At 40.7% G+C, this 16,407-nt stretch carries 17 protein-coding genes; 10 read left to right on the top strand and 7 right to left on the bottom strand.

Annotated features, from left to right (window positions below):
• Nucleotides 1-269: 269 nt before the first annotated feature.
• The 5 genes from B0184_RS10325 to B0184_RS10310 all read left to right on the top strand — a co-directional run bounded on the left by B0184_RS10325 (nucleotide 270) and on the right by B0184_RS10310 (nucleotide 4,143).
• On the top strand, nucleotides 270-1,130 hold the full coding sequence (locus tag B0184_RS10325) for a phage antirepressor N-terminal domain-containing protein (RefSeq protein WP_078177700.1): 861 nt from the start codon (nucleotides 270-272) through the stop codon (nucleotides 1,128-1,130).
• A gap of 75 nt (nucleotides 1,131-1,205) precedes the next feature.
• Entirely contained in the window at nucleotides 1,206-1,331 is a 126-nt protein-coding gene (locus tag B0184_RS10800; RefSeq protein ID WP_005708926.1) for a hypothetical protein, read from the top strand.
• Nucleotides 1,332-1,373: 42 nt separating this feature from the next.
• Nucleotides 1,374-1,598: a DUF4224 domain-containing protein gene (locus B0184_RS10320; protein ID WP_005708921.1), complete on the top strand. Its 225-nt coding sequence runs from the start codon at nucleotides 1,374-1,376 to the stop codon at nucleotides 1,596-1,598.
• Between the two features lie 8 nt (nucleotides 1,599-1,606).
• Nucleotides 1,607-2,659, top strand: coding sequence for a tyrosine-type recombinase/integrase (locus tag B0184_RS10315; protein ID WP_005708922.1), 1,053 nt, complete (start codon nucleotides 1,607-1,609; stop codon nucleotides 2,657-2,659).
• 221 nt (nucleotides 2,660-2,880) lie between these two features.
• Nucleotides 2,881-4,143 carry an isochorismate synthase gene (locus B0184_RS10310; RefSeq protein ID WP_005708918.1) on the top strand — a complete coding sequence of 421 codons (1,263 nt, stop codon included), beginning with the start codon at nucleotides 2,881-2,883 and terminating at the stop codon, nucleotides 4,141-4,143.
• A gap of 71 nt (nucleotides 4,144-4,214) precedes the next feature.
• Here B0184_RS10310 and B0184_RS10305 read toward each other — a convergent pair whose 3' ends face one another.
• The 5 genes from B0184_RS10305 to dinB all read right to left on the bottom strand — a co-directional run bounded on the left by B0184_RS10305 (nucleotide 4,215) and on the right by dinB (nucleotide 10,219).
• The gene (locus B0184_RS10305) at nucleotides 4,215-5,927 is read right to left on the bottom strand and encodes an FTR1 family iron permease (protein ID WP_050855470.1); all 1,713 of its coding nucleotides are present in this window, start codon (nucleotides 5,925-5,927) and stop codon (nucleotides 4,215-4,217) included.
• The gene (gene efeB / locus B0184_RS10300; RefSeq protein WP_005708917.1) at nucleotides 5,890-7,104 is read right to left on the bottom strand and encodes an iron uptake transporter deferrochelatase/peroxidase subunit; all 1,215 of its coding nucleotides are present in this window, start codon (nucleotides 7,102-7,104) and stop codon (nucleotides 5,890-5,892) included. The genes B0184_RS10305 and efeB overlap by 38 nt, the downstream gene beginning before the upstream one ends.
• 9 nt (nucleotides 7,105-7,113) lie before the next feature.
• Nucleotides 7,114-7,944 carry an iron uptake system protein EfeO gene (efeO, locus tag B0184_RS10295; protein ID WP_005708924.1) on the bottom strand — a complete coding sequence of 277 codons (831 nt, stop codon included), beginning with the start codon at nucleotides 7,942-7,944 and terminating at the stop codon, nucleotides 7,114-7,116.
• 245 nt (nucleotides 7,945-8,189) lie between these two features.
• Nucleotides 8,190-9,059 carry a protease HtpX gene (htpX, locus tag B0184_RS10290; RefSeq protein WP_005708925.1) on the bottom strand — a complete coding sequence of 290 codons (870 nt, stop codon included), beginning with the start codon at nucleotides 9,057-9,059 and terminating at the stop codon, nucleotides 8,190-8,192.
• An 80-nt stretch (nucleotides 9,060-9,139) separates the two neighbouring features.
• Nucleotides 9,140-10,219, bottom strand: a complete 1,080-nt coding sequence (dinB, locus tag B0184_RS10285) for a DNA polymerase IV (RefSeq protein ID WP_005708916.1) — start codon at nucleotides 10,217-10,219, stop codon at nucleotides 9,140-9,142.
• Nucleotides 10,220-10,328: 109 nt separating this feature from the next.
• Between dinB and B0184_RS10280 the strand changes: the two genes are divergently transcribed.
• Nucleotides 10,329-11,237, top strand: coding sequence for a LysO family transporter (locus B0184_RS10280; RefSeq protein WP_005708927.1), 909 nt, complete (start codon nucleotides 10,329-10,331; stop codon nucleotides 11,235-11,237).
• 54 nt (nucleotides 11,238-11,291) lie between these two features.
• On the opposite strand, the gene yczE is transcribed toward B0184_RS10280, so the two are convergent.
• Complete coding sequence (gene yczE / locus B0184_RS10275) at nucleotides 11,292-11,936, bottom strand: membrane protein YczE (RefSeq protein WP_005708915.1); 645 nt, start codon at nucleotides 11,934-11,936, stop codon at nucleotides 11,292-11,294.
• 229 nt (nucleotides 11,937-12,165) lie between these two features.
• On the opposite strand from yczE, the gene B0184_RS10270 reads away from it, so the two are divergent.
• The 4 genes from B0184_RS10270 to argB all read left to right on the top strand — a co-directional run bounded on the left by B0184_RS10270 (nucleotide 12,166) and on the right by argB (nucleotide 16,225).
• A complete protein-coding gene (locus tag B0184_RS10270; RefSeq protein WP_005708913.1) occupies nucleotides 12,166-13,428 on the top strand; it encodes a NupC/NupG family nucleoside CNT transporter in 1,263 nt (420 codons plus the stop codon).
• Between the two features lie 125 nt (nucleotides 13,429-13,553).
• A complete protein-coding gene (gene deoD, locus B0184_RS10265; RefSeq protein WP_005708914.1) occupies nucleotides 13,554-14,270 on the top strand; it encodes a purine-nucleoside phosphorylase in 717 nt (238 codons plus the stop codon).
• A gap of 145 nt (nucleotides 14,271-14,415) precedes the next feature.
• Complete coding sequence (argC, locus tag B0184_RS10260) at nucleotides 14,416-15,357, top strand: N-acetyl-gamma-glutamyl-phosphate reductase (RefSeq protein WP_005708929.1); 942 nt, start codon at nucleotides 14,416-14,418, stop codon at nucleotides 15,355-15,357.
• Between the two features lie 13 nt (nucleotides 15,358-15,370).
• Entirely contained in the window at nucleotides 15,371-16,225 is an 855-nt protein-coding gene (gene argB, locus B0184_RS10255) for an acetylglutamate kinase (protein ID WP_005708919.1), read from the top strand.
• Here the strand turns inward: argB and B0184_RS10700 are convergent.
• The coding region (locus tag B0184_RS10700; RefSeq protein ID WP_208609341.1) for a hypothetical protein at nucleotides 16,216-16,407 on the bottom strand (192 nt) is incomplete at its 5' end. The genes argB and B0184_RS10700 overlap by 10 nt on opposite strands.

Below are 16,407 nucleotides of genomic sequence, written 5' to 3'. Positions count from 1 at the left end.
TCTAATTGACAACACCGCTAACATCGGATTATGATTACCGCACTATCTATTTCAGTCGGTTATTAAACGCTCCGATCAAAAAGCGGTTTTTTTGTACCTAAATTTTACAAATTCTTATATTTAAGCATTTAGTAAAATCAATGATCGGGTCGAGAGAGCCTAATACAATACCTACGGGAAATAAGTTCCGCCGTCTGAAATCGGTAGTTGAAGCCCGATCAACCATACTAAAGTTGATCAATTACTAACTAAAATTTCAGGTACAAAAAATGTCAAATCAAATCTCCACTCAAACCATTTCATTCAACAATCAATCTTTAGTTACATTCGAGCAAAACGGTGTACATTACACCGCAATGAAGCCGATCTGCGAAAATATTGGTTTAGCGTGGCACGCTCAATTTGAGAGAATGAATCGTGATGAAATACTTTCTCAATGTATTCTTATCATACGAATGGTTGCAGAAGACGGCAAAAATCGTGAAATGGTCTGCCTACCCATCGAATACTTAAACGGCTGGTTATTCGGCATCGACGTAAACCGTTGCAAACCCGAAATTCGTGAAACCTTAATCAAATACAAAAAAGAGTGCTACCAAGCATTGCACGACTACTGGTTTAAAGGAAAAGCCGAACGCACGATTAACCCAGAACAACAGCAAGCGATCCAAGAAGCAGTCGTGAAAGCTCATCACCGTACTGGAATGAGTTACGCAGAAATCTATCGCCAACTTAAAAGTCTGTTTAAAGTGGGCAAATACGACCAACTCAAACCCTCACAATTTGAAAATGCCATCAACTTTCTAACCACGCTCGGTAACAGCTACGCCCCGATTGACCGAATGGATAATCTAGAGCTAACCGAACAAGAGTGGCTCGACTGGCAGAACTTCTACTATGCCGTCACAAGATTTTCCGAAAGCGTAGAAGCCCTAATGCACGTATTACGCCCATTCCGTAGTCATCAGCAAAACAGCGTAGAATTTAACTTGGACGTAGTTCAGCGATATATTCGCACCACCAACACAGCCGTCAGAAAAATTAACGACCGCATCAACCATACCAATCGCCGACCGCTTGCAATTGGACACTACAACGAATCTGCAACCTCAGTCGCAGTATTTAAATAAACCTTAAATACTCAACCGACCTCACCTGAAACAACGTGAGGCGGTTCCCTACACCCAAAATTTGAGGAACGCACCATGACCGAAAAACAACTCCGCCTACAAATCAAATGGTACTGGCACAACTTCGCCCAAACAGGCAACATCGAATACTGGAAAAAAGGCTACGCTGCCTTTAACCAACTTGCAAAAATGATTCTATAAACCCACGCCCTCCATATGGAGGGTTTTTTATTGGAGAAACAAATGGACATCTACACCGATTTTCTCTCCCGTGAAGAACTGCTCTTCCTCACAGGGAGAAAACAACAAGCCAAAATGATTGAACAACTCAACGAAATGGGTATCCCCTTCAAAATTAACGCCCACGGTACGCCTATTGTCAGACGGGATTATGCCGCCCCCAGACCAAGAAAAAATATGCCTGCCAATGATGATGGCTGGGTCTCTAATGAAACAAAAGCAAGCTAGGAGGATTTATGGCACGCCCACGCAAAAGACAAAACCAAGGCTTGCCCCCAAACCTACTCTGTCGCAGACGCAAACGGGCAAGCGGTCAAATTGTCGAATACTTTTACTACGTTCTTGCTAATGGCAAAGAAAAATCACTCGGTTCAGATAAATATCACGCCGTCCTTGAAGCCGCCAAGCTCAACATGGCATCCCACCAAGTTTCTGAAATCGTGCTATTTATTGATGTCGCTAAACGGTATGAATTGGAAGTCGTGCCCACAAAAAGCAAAAGCACACAACTTGCTAATCACACCGCTATTAAATGGCTTTGCCGATTTTTCGGTAATCCACCTGTTGCCTTAGAAAAAATCGAGCCAAAACACATCAGTCAGTATCTACAATGGAGAAAAAACAACCCACCTTCAGCCAACAACGAAGTAGGATTATTGAGCCACATTTGGAACAAAGCCCGTGAATGGGGATATACCAAGTTACCCAGCCCATCACAAGGCGTAAAAAAATATCCAGTTAAATTCAGAGATGTTTACATCGAAGATTACCTACTGGAGAAATTGATAGAGTGTGCTGATGGACAAATGCGAGATATTTTGCAGATTATGTACCTCATCGGACAACGTCCTATCGACCTCTGCAAAATACACCGCTCCCATATTTATAATGGTATATTACATATCACGCAGAAAAAGACCAAAAAGAAAATCCAGTTTGCTGTGGTAGGAAAACTTAAAGAAATTATTGAAAGGAGATTACAGAATGGAAATGAATGGCTATTTACCAACAAAAGAGGAAGGCAATTAAAGAGAGAGCGTTTGAGTGATTTTTTTGACCAATTGAAACGAAAAACTATCGCAAATTATCCTGCCCTTGAAGATGAATTATTCCCTCTTCAATTGCGAGATCTCAGAGCTAAATCCGCTACCGATTTATCCCTACTTGCCAGCGATGAACAAGCTCAAAAAACACTGGGCCACACTACTCCAAAAATGACACAGCACTACATACGAAAAGAGAAAACACTCAAACCATTAGATGAAATAATATCCATAAAAATAGAATAATTATGCATTTTAAACCAGAAAAAGTGTTCCGAAACTATTTTGTAACTTATTGATTTTTCTACTACAAAAACCGCTAAAATACGCAATAGTTTCGGAACGAAAAACAGCTCTAAACCGTTGGTATTGCTACATTTCAATTTTTTAAGGAAAAAAAAGAGGATTTGAGCTAAAATAAACACCTTTTTTACAAATAGCGGTTTGATTTTCTAAAAATTTTGCGTATGTCAGTTTTTACTCAATTAAAACAACAACTTAGCGAGCAACTTTCACAGCTGCAATTAGCTCAAGAATGGATTCAACTTAAGGCAGATGTCGATTTGCTGGCAGAAGAATCTTCGTTATTAGGCTGGCTAAAATCGCAAAATCAGCATTTTCCGCACTTTTTCTTTGAAAAGCGAGATGAAAATCAAACGATTGCTACTATCGGGGCGGTAGAAACTTTTTCTTCGCTAGAAGAGGCACAAGCTTTTGTGCAATCTAACTCACTTTCTCTCGTCGGTGGTATTCAATTTGAAGGGCTTTGCCAATTTGTCTTACCCCGCTTAATGTTAGTAAAAAATTCGCAAAAATTGACTGCTTACCTGACATTAAATATAAGTGAGCAAGCTGTTGATTTTACTGACATTTTTGCAGAACCATGTACAACTTTCTTCGTTCAAAATCATCAAATACTTCCTCCTCAACCTGCTTGTACATTTGAGCAATGGAAAGCCAATATTGAGCAGGCGATTATCCAAATCAAATCGGGTGATTTACGTAAGGTAGTGTTAGCAAACGCCACTCAACTTACCTTTGAAAACCACATTTCTGCTTATGATTTAGTCGAACAGAGCCGAGAAATCAATCTTGGTTGCTACCATTTTTTATGGGCAGAAAATGCACAGAATGCTTTTGTGGGCTCAACGCCTGAGCGTTTATATTATCGCAAGGGAAATCAACTTTTTACTGAAGCATTGGCAGGAACGGTTGCTGTTTCTGATAATCCAATCGAAACGGAGAAAAATGCCCAATGGTTGTTAAAAGATACTAAGAATATCTATGAAAACCAGCTTGTAGTGGAAGATATTGAGGCGCATTTGAATACTTATGTAGAAGCATTTGAGGTACATTCACCAGAAATCAAACGCTTACACAATGTGCAACATTTAAGAAGACGGATTGAGGCAATCTTAAAAACTGATGTACTCGATCAAGATTGCTTACGCCAAATTCACCCAACCGCAGCCATTGCAGGATTACCGCGTGCTAAAGCAAAGCAATTTATTGCTAAAAATGAACCTTTTAAACGAGGTTGGTATGCGGGCACATTAGGCATTTTTAATCTACAAGAAGCAGAATTTTGCGTAACCCTTCGTTCAGCCAAAATTGAACATAACCAGATCACACTTTATGCGGGGGCAGGCATTGTGGCAGAATCAGAATCTGTTTCTGAGTGGCAAGAAATTGAGCGAAAATCGCAGGCATTGGCTAAACTGCTATCATAATCTATTATGATTATAAAATTAAGAGAAAAATAAACCGCACTTTTGTACGGTTTTGAGCGTTTAAGTGCGGTCTATTTTTTGAAAAATTTGGCGACCACTGGGATTAGGATTAGGTACACAATTTGCGCGCCGATACCTTCCGTGGTGGCGTAGAAACCAATATCTGGGATATTTGGTAAGTGTTCTACGATGGTGCTTGGCAATGTGTTAGTGAGCTGTAATGCGTGAACGCTGACGCCAAGGATTTTGAACGCGAGGAAATAAATCAACAGGGTCATCACTTTGAATAAATGATGAATTGGCAAGCGTTTGGTGGATTTGGTCATCACTAACGCAATGACCGCCAATGCTACGAACGCCAAGCCGATACCTAAGATCAAATCTTTCAGTTCAATCAGCGGTAACATTCCTACATAGAACAGCACGGTTTCTGCCCCTTCACGGAATACAGAAAGGAAACTGAGCGACATCATTGACAGTAGGCTACCCGTAGCCAATGCTTGCGCCACTTGTTTATCCATAAATTTTTTCCAACCCGTGATGGAAGATTTGCTGTGTAGCCACGCGCCGACAATCAACATCATTGCAACGGCAATGATACCGACACCGCCTTCGATAATCTCACGGTTTGAGCTAGCAGAGACCATTGGGAAAAATTGTTGTAAAGCAACAGCGCCCAATAAACTTGCCACAATGCCTAAGCCTGCACCCGCGTAAACCCAGCGTTTGGCACGCGGTTGATTTGCCACTTTGAGCGTGGTGAGCAACGCCATAATGATTAGTAAGGCTTCCACACCTTCACGTAGCAAAATCAACATCGCGTCAATGTAAGTGTAATTGCCGCTGCTGATTTGGCTAAGATTGTTAATCAGTTGTGAGAACTGTTGCATATTCGCCGCATCATTGCCTTTCACCATAATCAGTGGCAAATCGCTTTCTACGCGCGTGTAAAGAGAGCCGTCGCGGGTGCTTACTTCACCTTCAAAAATCGGCCATTGTTGAATAAACAACGCAAGGTCATTTTTTCCTTGATCGAGCTGATTGCTTTCAAAGGCGGAATAAGCGTGGTTGAGCAAATTAATGCCTTGCGCTAAGGTGGTTGGCGCATCTGCTGCGGTGGAGGTTTGCGGTTGCAGAACATTGCCCGCTTTGAAGTCCTCTAATGCGGCGCCAAGTGCGGTGGATTGTTTTTCCATTTCTGCGTAATTGACAGGATCAGAAAGCATCGCGATACGTAAATAGGTCATTGCGTTTTCGATTTGACCATAATGTCCGAGGCTGCTTTCACGTACAGGCATTTCATTGATTGACCAAGTGGTATTGAAACGTTTGTATTCATTTTGTACCGCCTCTAAATCGTGTGCTTTCACCGCTTTGTCGAGTTGTGCATAAACGGGCATTACGCGTTTCGCAAATTGAGCGCGTTTGGCGGTGTAATCAACAGGATTTTGTTCTTTCTCAAAGGCGATTAAGGCTTTGGAAAGCTGTTCAAGATTATCCAAATTAGGTTGCTGTTGTGAGCGTGCAAGAGTCGCTGCAACTTCTTTGCCCATTGGCGAATCGTGATTTTCAAAAGCATTAAATTCTTGTTGAAGTGCGGTCAAAATTGGCAGAGTTTTTTCCAACTCTCCCTGTTTAACTTGTTCCATTGCATCCGAAACTTGGATAAACAATGGGCTTACATTAACTTTAGCATAAGCGCAAACGCTCAGCGTAAAGCTGAGCGTGAGTGCGGCTAAAATAGACTTAAATGGCGTCAAATAACGCTTTGCCAAGATAGTCATTTTGGTCTTTTACTCCTGCGAAACAAGCGAATAAACCGCTGCCGATGTGGGTAATGTATTCGTTCAATTTGTCATCATTGCCGAACATTTTTTGAATTTTGATGAAATGTTCAGGATCTTTTTGGAACGAGATAAATAATAATCCCGCATCAAATTGTCCTGTTTTTGGATCAACACCGCTGGCATAAGAGAACGAACGACGCAAAATTGGCACGATGGCTTTTTTCGCTAAGAAAACATGTGAGCTTTCTGGCATAACAGGATTGCCTTTTTCGTCTTTCTTATTGATATCCACAGGATCGTGTTCGTGTTTTTCTCCGTAAGCTGCGCCAGATGGGCGATAGCGACCAAAGGTGTTTTGTTGTTCATTAAGGCTAGTACGATCCCAAGTTTCCAAATGAATTTGGATACGGCGCGCCACTAAATAACTACCGCCTTTCAACCAACCGTCGCCTTCATACCATACTTGCTCATCAAGTTTTTTGCCTTGCGCATTGGCTGTACCATCTTTGAAGCCCATAAGGTTACGCGGTGTGTCGTTGTGTTCAAAGGAATTGAAACCAGATTGGCTCCATTTCATTGTGATGTTGGTACGGGCAACGCGCACGAGATTATGTACTGCGTGGAATGCCACTTGCGGATCGTCCGCACAAGATTGGATACAAATATCGCCGCCAGTATATTCAGGGCGCATTTGATCACGCGGGAAGTGCGGTAGATCTTGTAATTCTTTTGGCTTGAGATGCGCAATATTCAGTTTCTCAAAGAAACTTGGGCTCACGCCGAAAGTGAGGGTTAAATTGCTCGCGTTGAGGCTAGCTGCTTCGCCTGTATCTTTTGGTGGCACATAACCGTTTTTGCCGTAAGGTTGAACAGGTTTTCCTTCCGTTAAGTTGGCACTGTATTCTGTCCAAGTTTTGAACATATCTTTGATGGTTTCAAGATCGGTTGTGTGTAGATCTACCACCATAAAATAAATATGTTTTTGTGCTGGAGTGGTAATACCTTCTTGGTGTTGACCGTAGAATGGATATTGATTTTTGGTTGAGATGGAAGGTTTTGTTTGGGTTGCCGATTTTGACTGCTCAGCATAGGCAGTGCCAACCGCGAGGCTGGCACTGAGGATTGTAGCTTGTTTCAGAAAATCACGGCGACAATTACGAGATGATCCGCTCATAGTTTTTCCTTATTTTTCTAATAATTCGCCCATTTGCGCAAGCGGTTCGCCTAATTTGTTGATCGCTTCTGCTAATTCTTTCACATCAGCTTGGCTCAATTCATTGTAGGCTTTGTAATCGTAACCATCTTTCGCTTTGTTGTGTTTCGCTAATAATTTGTTTACCGCAGCAAATTCAGTTTCGATTTGTTTAGCTAATTTGGCATTTTTCTTCACTAATTTTGCTTTGAATAAATCAAAGATTTTTTCTGCGCCTTCAACGTTTGCCTTGAAGTCGAATAAGTCAGTTTTTGAGAAAATGTCTTCTTCGCCAGTAACTTTAGAAGTTGAAACTTCGTTTAACAAATCCACCGCACCAGTAACCATTAATTCCGCAGTTACTTCAGCTGTTGGGATTTTTGCACGAAGTTCTTTCACGTCTTTTAATAATTGATCTGCAGTTTCTTCAATACCTTTAGTGGTGTTTTGTTCCCAAAGTACTTTTTCAATTTTGTGGAAACCAGTCCATTCTTTTTCGATGTCAGCTTCTTTTTTGTCTTTTGCTTCTTCTTGTAAATCAGCTAAACGAGCATCAATACGCGGGTCTAAATCACCAAAACTTTCTGCGATTGGCTCAGAACGTTCGTAGTACATACGTGCGATCGGATAAAGTGCTTTTGCTTTTGCTACATCGCCTGCTTTTAGTGCATCAACGAATTTAGTGGTATCAGTCACTAACATATCAATTTGTTCAACCACGAATTTTTTGTAATCAGAGGTTTCTTTTGATAGATCAACTGCGAAGCTAGAAGTTGCAACGAAAAGGCCAGAGATGGCAAGTGCCACAGATTTTAAACGCATTAGATGCTCCTTAAAAAATCAAGATGGATAAATAGAGGATTGAATAAAGCCTAAATGAGATTTATTCGCGCCAAATTCTATTGGTTTTTGTCTTGGCTAGCAATAAAAAATCATCCTGATTTGTGACGTGAGTCAAATTTTATGAGAGGCAAATTTACTGAGCGCAAGGTAAAAAAAACGTCTCTTTGTGGGGGGAGAGGCGTGGATAAAAAAAGGGCAATTTTGATTAGAATTGCCCTTTTAGTTTATAAATTTCTCAACGCTTCAATGCGTTTCTCAAGCGGAGGGTGACTCATAAAGAGCTCTTTTGAACGTGCACCGTTAATCATAAATGCAGCCAGTGAACCTTCCATTTCTTGCGGTTTATGAACGCGTTGTAAACGTTGCAATGCCATAATCATTTTCTCTTTGCCCACTAATTTCGCTGATCCTGCATCCGCACGGTATTCACGGTAACGAGAAAACCACATCGCAATCATGGTTGCAATCACACCAAATACCATTTGCAAGGCAATATCAACAATCCAGAACACCATTGTGTTTGTGCTTGAATTGCCGTTTTCATCTTTAGTGCTTGCCACCGCTGTTGAAATCATACGAGAAAGGAAGATCACAAAGGTATTTAACACGCCTTGTAATAAAGTCATAGTCACCATATCGCCGTTTGCAATGTGGGCAATTTCATGTGCAACAACCGCTTCAGCTTCATCTTCAGTCATGTTGTCTAACAAGCCTGTACTCACTGCGACAAGCGAGTTATTTTTGGTTGCCCCTGTTGCAAAAGCATTCACATCTGCTGAATGATAAATTGCAATATCTGGCATTGGAATGGCCGCTTGTTGTGACTGGCGTTGCACTGTGTTAAATAACCATTCTTCTGCGTGGTTACGTGGCTGTTTAATAATTTCTGCGCCTACTGAACGTAACGCCATTGTTTTTGATAAAAACAGGGAGATTAAAGAGCCTGAAAAACCAAACACAAGCGATAACACCAAAATACCTGTGGTGCTTTGGCTTTGAATCCCCGTTACTTTAAAAATAATGTTTAACACAATCCCTAATACGAAGGTAATCGCAAGGTTGGTTAATAAAAAGAGAATGACACGTTTTGCCATTGAATAAACTCCAAATAAAGGTGAAAAAACTCCCTCTATAATGAGGGAAATGTGTGAAAATTCAAGCTGTCAGACAACATTTATTCCCATAAATTTAACTGATTCGTTACTTTTTTGCTTGGAAAATGTACGTTTAAGCCAATTAAACGAATATTTCGTTCATTTCTACGTCCCCAAACTTGATGTAGTAATTCTTTAAATCTCTCAAATTCTAGCCCATCAGTGGTTCGTTCAATCGTTGTTTGGTTGAAATCGTCAAATTTCAATTTGATACCCAGTTTCTTAAATTCCTGCAAAGGCATATCCGCCCAATTGCGTTGAATGCGAAAAAGCAGTTTGTGATAAAGTTCATCAATAATCTGTTCTGCCTGTTCGAGCGTGTTTATGTCTTGCAAAAGCGTGTTTTCAACCGCAAGGGATTTACGTGGGCGATCTACTTCTAATTCACGAATATCAATACCATGGCAGAAATTCCACAAACGCTGCCCAAACTTGCCAAATTCTTGATAAATCATCGCTTGCGAGTTTTGTTGAACATCTTGACAAGTAAGCAAGCCCATTTGTGCTAGCTTTTCTTCCGTGACTTTGCCCACACCAGGGATCTTTTTAAGCGGTAGATTTTTAACAAAGTTTTGTACTTCTTCAGGAGGGATCACAAATTGTCCGTTCGGTTTATTCTGATCGGAAGCAATCTTCGCCAAAAATTTAAGCGGAGCGACACCTGCTGAAGCCGTTAAATGCAATTCATCCCAAATAGCTTGGCGAATATTTTCCGCAATCCAAGTCGCAGAGCCAGAATGCAGCTTACAATCGGTTACATCTAAATAGGCTTCATCTAGGGAAAGTGGTTCTATAATTTGTGTGTAACGGCGAAAAATCTGATGAATTTGTGCGGAAACTAATTTATATAATGGCATATTCACTGGCAGCAAAATCAAATTCGGGCAGAGTTTAAAGGCAGTCGCAGTTGACATTGCACTATGTAACCCAAATTTTCGGGCTTCGTAATTACAAGTGGTTAACACGCCACGCTGATTTGCCTTACCTCCGACTGCAACAGGTTTGCCTTTAAGTGAAGGATTTTCACGCATTTCAACCGCAGCATAAAAACAATCCATATCAATATGGATAATTTTTCTTGTTTTCTGCTCTGTCGTCATTTGTAAAACGTCCTTCAAAATCTACCGCTTATAAATGGATATAAAACCAGTTTTATTTTAACTAAACACTGGTAAAATTTCCACAATAATTCACTGTTCGAGGCATAAAATGTTATACGGCTTGGCGATTGTACTTATCCCTCTCTTTCTCGGTTATTTTTCACGCATTTCTCACCCAACGATTTTGCACTGGGTTAATCGCATTGTGAGTCTTTGCCTCTATCTTATTTTACTTGTGATCGGAGTTTCGCTTGGTCAGCTAGATAATATTGTCGAAAAACTGCCGCAAATTGGCTCCGCAGCTTTGGTACTTAGCCTTTCCATTCACGCCTGCAATATTGTTAGCCTTGCGATTTATGATAAATGGTACCCGATGGTTCGCGAAGCCGTTGCAGAAGATAAGCTACCTTCTCGCTTGGCTTCATTGATGATGTCATTAAAATTGATTGGCGTGACTATTCTTGGCGGACTATTCGGCTTTTTCACTAAAGCGTTCTTTGTATTCCCTTCGCACGCAAGTTCCATTGTGCTGGTGGTAATGATTTTAGGCGTAGGCATTCAACTCAAAAATAGTGCTATTCCGTTACGAGAAGTGTTTTTGAATAAGCGAGGTATTCAAACCTCAATTGTCTTTATGATAAGTAGTTTGATTGGTGGCGTTATTGCTGCTTGGTGGCTTGATTTTCCAGCCATAAAAGGGCTTACTTACGCCTCTGCATTCGGCTGGTATTCGCTCTCAAGTGTTTTAGTGCACGATGCGTGGGGAGCATTTTATGGCAGCATTGCCTTTTTTAACGATCTTTCGCGGGAAATTTTATGCCTCTTTATGATCCCATTTTTTATGCGAAGTTTTCCATCCACCGCGGTGGGATTAGGTGGTGCAACCTCTCTAGATTGCACCTTGCCGATCATTCAAAAATCAGGCGGAATGCAAGTTGTGCCATTAGCAATTAGCTTCGGCTTTATCGTAAACCTTGCAGCGCCATTGTTATTAGCAATTTTTATTGGATTGGCTTAATAAATTTCTCATATTCTTTTGTTTGTTATAAAAATAAAAAATTGACCGCTTGTATTATAGTACTGAAAATTGTCTTTCCAATAGCAAATAGGTGCCTTGAATAATCCAGCCAACGGTTAAAGCAAAAAGGATTGTGCTGATGCCAAAAGTTCCCCCCATAAAAATGCCGAAACAGCAAACACTAATTTCAATAGCTGTCCGAACACGACCTACATTCCAACCAAATTTTTGGCAAATACCAACCATTAAGCCATCACGAGGGCCTGCACCTAATTTGCAAGAAAGATAGAAGGCTGTGCCGATACTAAAGATGATGATACCGAAAAGCATGTAAAAAATGCGAGTAGATAAGAGTTCAGGCGGTTCTATCCATTTGGTTGTTTGATCGATAAAAAAGGAGATGATGAGCACGTTGAGAATCGTCCCTAAACCAAATTTAAGTTTGAAAGGGATCCAAAATAGGAGAACAATCAGACTACTTAATGCAATTGCCCAACCAATGGACATTCCTGTTTGTAAGGCTAAACCTTGCGAAAGCACCGTCCAAGGTGCATTACCCAATTTAGCAGAAACAAGCAAGCCTTCGCCAATGCCCATAATTGCCATAGAAATAGAGATAATCAGCAAATTGGCAGGTTCGATTTGCCATTGATGTTTGGCAGCCCAAGGCATAAGTGGAATAGGCGTTTTTTTCGACATAATGTGTAGCGATAAAATTGTTTTAGTCGTTGAAAACAATATAGCATAAACAAATTGTGTTTTTATAATATTTCGAAATAAAAAATAATTAAGATTTTTTAATCAATAGCACAAAAGTTTGATAAAAATCAGAAGATTTTTTTTAAAAAAGCCGTTATAGTAACCAAACTTTTTTACCACTTCGTTTTTTAAGTAAAAAACGATTAATATTTCACTTTTTGAGGTTTTTATGGGTGCTTTAAATAGTCTTTTAGGTATTGTAGTACTATTATTAATTGCCTTTTTACTTTCATCAAATAAGAAAGCAATTAATTATCGAACTGTATTAGGTGCGTTAGGTTTACAATTTGGACTTGGTGCATTAATTCTTTACGTTCCTGCAGGTCGTCACTTGTTACAAGCGTTAGCAGATGGCGTAAATAACGTAATCGGTTATGGTTTTGAAGGTATCAAATTCGTATTTGGTGGCTTAGCAAGCGATAAAATTTTCGAAGTAATGGGCGGTGATGGCTTTATCTTCGCAGTTCGCGTTCTCCCTTCAATTGTATTCTTCTCTGCATTAATCTCTCTTCTTTATTACATTGGCGTAATGCAATGGATCATCAAAATTATTGGTGGTGGCTTACAAAAACTACTTGGCACTTCAAAAGCAGAATCTATGTCTGCAGCAGCTAATATTTTCGTAGGTCAAACAGAAGCACCATTGATTGTTAAACCTTACATTAGCAAAATGACTGAATCTGAGTTATTTGCAGTAATGGCAGGTGGTTTAGCCTCTATTGCTGGTTCTGTAATGGCAGGTTATGCAGGTATGGGCGTACCATTAACTTACTTAATTGCAGCGTCATTTATGGCGGCTCCAGCAGGTTTATTATTTGCAAAAATTTTAGTACCACAAACTGAGCAGTTTAACGATGATATGGCGAAGGTTGAAATGGAACAACCAGCGAATATCTTAGATGCTGCAGCTGCAGGTGCTGGTGCTGGTATGCAACTTGCATTAAACGTTGGTGCAATGTTAATCGCATTTGTGGCATTAATCGCATTATTGAACGGTATCTTAGGTGGTGTTGGTGGTTGGATTGGTATGCCAGAGCTTTCATTAGGTATGCTATTCGGCTATATTTTCAGACCGCTTGCGTGGGTAATTGGTGTGCCGTGGGAAGAAGCTCATATTGCAGGTCAAATGATCGGTACGAAACTTGCTATCAATGAGTTTGTTGGTTATTTAGAATTCTCTAAATATTTATCGCCAGAATCAGCAATTCAATTGACCGATAAAACCAAAGCAATTATCACTTTCGCATTGTGTGGTTTTGCAAACTTCAGTTCAATTGCAATCTTAATCGGTGGCTTAGGTGGTATGGCACCGAACCGTCGTGGTGATATTGCACGCCTTGGTATCAAAGCAGTTATCGCAGGATCACTGGCTAACTTAATGAGTGCAACCATTGCAGGATTGTTTATCGGTTTAGGCGGTTCAATCGCATAATCAAAATTTAATCTACATAACACCACGGTTAACGTGGTGTTATACTTTATAGCAACCGAAAACGTTTGCTTAAGTTTTCATCAATTCTCACTTGAGAATGTTTTATACATAAAGAGGAAAGAAAAATGACTCCACATATTAATGCTCCTGAAGGTGCTTTTGCTGATGTTGTAATTATGCCAGGTGACCCACTTCGTGCTAAATACATTGCAGAGAAATTCTTAGATGATGCGAAATTAGTGACTGACGTTCGTAATATGTTTGGTTACACAGGTACTTACAAAGGTCGCCGCATCTCTGTAATGGGACACGGTATGGGAATCCCTTCAGCATCTATCTACACCAAAGAGTTAATCACCGAATACGGCGTGAAAAAAATTATCCGTGTAGGAACTTGTGGTGCAGTACGCCCAGATGTACACGTTTATGATGTAGTAATCGGTTTAGGGGCTTGCACAGACTCAAAAGTAAACCGTATCCGTTTCAAAGATAACGACTTCGCACCAATCGCAGACTTTGGTATGACTATGGCAGCGGTTGAAGCGGCAAAACAAAAAGGTATCGAAGTGAAAGTGGGTAACTTATTTAGTGCTGATTTATTCTACACACCAGACGTTGAAATGTTCGACGTGATGGAAAAATACGGCATCGTAGGTGTTGAAATGGAAGCAGCTGGCGTGTATGCGGTAGCTGCTGAATACGGTGCAAAAGCATTAGCGATTTGTACAGTATCTGACCACATTCGCACTCACGAAGTAACCAGTGCAGAAGAACGCCAATTAACCTTTAACGGTATGATTGAAATCGCATTAGAATCTGTGTTAATTGGTGACCAACAATAATTAATCGTATTATCCCTCAAACGAAAGTTTGGGGGATTTTTATATCTGCTATTTACTCAATGTTTTACATAATTATGCAATTTTATTGAGATGAAATTCAATTCAGCATAAACTACCCAAAACTCAAAAAAAACAGGAAACCAATATGAGCAAATACAAAATTTTCGTCGATGGTGCAGTAGGCACGACAGGTTTACGTATTTTCGATCGCTTAGGACAAGCGGATGATATTGAATTACTGACCTTACCAGAAGAACAACGCAAAGATTTGAATGCTCGTGTGGCAAAAGTAGCTGACGCGGATTTAACTTTTCTTTGCTTGCCAGATGAAGCCTCAAAAGAGCTTGTGGCTCACGTGCCTGTGAACGCTCGTATTTGCGATACCTCAACGGCACATCGTGTCAATCCTGATTGGGTTTATGGGTTTGCAGAACTCTCAGGGCAGCGTGAAAAACTCCAAAATGCGAACCGCGTTGCTGTGCCAGGCTGCCATGCAACAGGCTATATTGCATTGGTTCGCCCATTGATTGAAAAAGGCATCTTGCCTGAGGATTACCCACTTTCTTGCCACTCTTTAACAGGCTATTCGGGCGGTGGTAAAGGGATGATTGCGGAATATACAGATGAAAAGCATGCTGAAAAATACGATGCCCCGCGCGTGTATGGCTTAAGCTTAAAACACAAACACTTGCCTGAAATGCAAGTGATAACAGGTGCGAGCCAACCACCAATCTTTACTCCTGTAGTAGCGGACTATTACAGCGGAATGTTGGTAACTGTTCCTGTACCATTGAATGCTTTGCAAGCGATCAAATCTGGCGAAGAAATTACAAAAGCGTTGGCGGAGTATTACCAAGGCTCAAAACTCATTTCTGTGCATAACTATGCAGAAATGCCTGAAGATAATATGCTCGCTGCTAATCAGTTAAGTGGCAAAGATAACCTCGAAATTTTTGTTTACGGCAACGACAGCCAAGTTTTGTTGGTCGCTCGCTTTGATAATTTAGGCAAAGGTGCATCGGGTGCAGCAGTGCAGTGTATGAACATTATGCTCGGGCGTGAAGAAACCGCTGGGCTTAAGATCTAAAATAGGAATAATTATGCAAACCAACGATATCTACCAACTTGTAAATCTTTTAGAAAAATCGAGCGCTTACCTTTCGAAATGGCAAGGTAAAATCATCGTCGTGAAATACGGCGGTAACGCGATGATCAATGAAACACTCAAACAAGCAGTAATGAAAGATATTTTATTACTCAATCAATTAGGTGTGAAAATCGTACTGGTACACGGCGGTGGTCCTGAAATTTCTCAAGGTATTAAGTTACTCGGCAAGGAACCGCAATTTATCAACGGATTGCGTGTTACCGATAAAGAAACCATCGATGTCGTGCTACAAATGTTGGCGGGAAAAGTGAATAAAAGCCTTGTTGCTTTGCTTAAAGGCAAAGGCGTGGGGCTTTGCGGAGCAGATGCTTCAATGATTGAGTGCGAGAAATTGCAAGCGGAAGTAGATTACGGCTTTGTGGGCAATATCACCAAAGTGAATACTCAGTTGTTGGAACTTGCACTGAACGCCAACCTGATTCCCGTGATTTCAACGGTCGGTGTAGATACAAGCGGTCAAATTTATAATATCAATGCCGACACCGCTGCAAGTAAAATTGCAATGGCATTGAAAGCGGAAAAATTAGTGAGTATGACCGATATTGCAGGCTTATTGCATGATCGTTTTGATGAGAGTACGCTTATTCCCGAAGTGAATGTCAAAGATACACAAACCCTCATTGATGAGGGAATTATCGCAGGCGGAATGATCCCGAAAATTGCTTGTTGTACGGATTTTATTCAAGCGGGTGGTAAAGAGGCTTCTATCATCGATGGACGTATAGAACACGCTATTTTGCTTGAAATGTTGAGCGACAAAGGCAACGGCACAAGGTTTTATGCGTAAAAATCCCCCTCTTTAGAAAAGGGGGGGGTTAGGGGAGATTTGATTGCGATATCGATTTCCTCTATGTAGCTTAATTTTGCAAACATTATCGAAAAATTAACCGCTTTCTTCGGTAATGCCTTCTGCCAAATCTCCCCTAGCCCCTCTTTGCTAAAGAGGGGGAGGGGTACAACCTGATAACA

The sequence above is a fragment of the Haemophilus paraphrohaemolyticus genome (assembly GCF_002015045.1).
GTDB lineage: Bacteria > Pseudomonadota > Gammaproteobacteria > Enterobacterales > Pasteurellaceae > Haemophilus_A > Haemophilus_A paraphrohaemolyticus.
The sequence above is the reverse complement of the archived record's forward strand: the minus strand, read 5'-3'. Positions and strand labels throughout refer to the sequence as shown.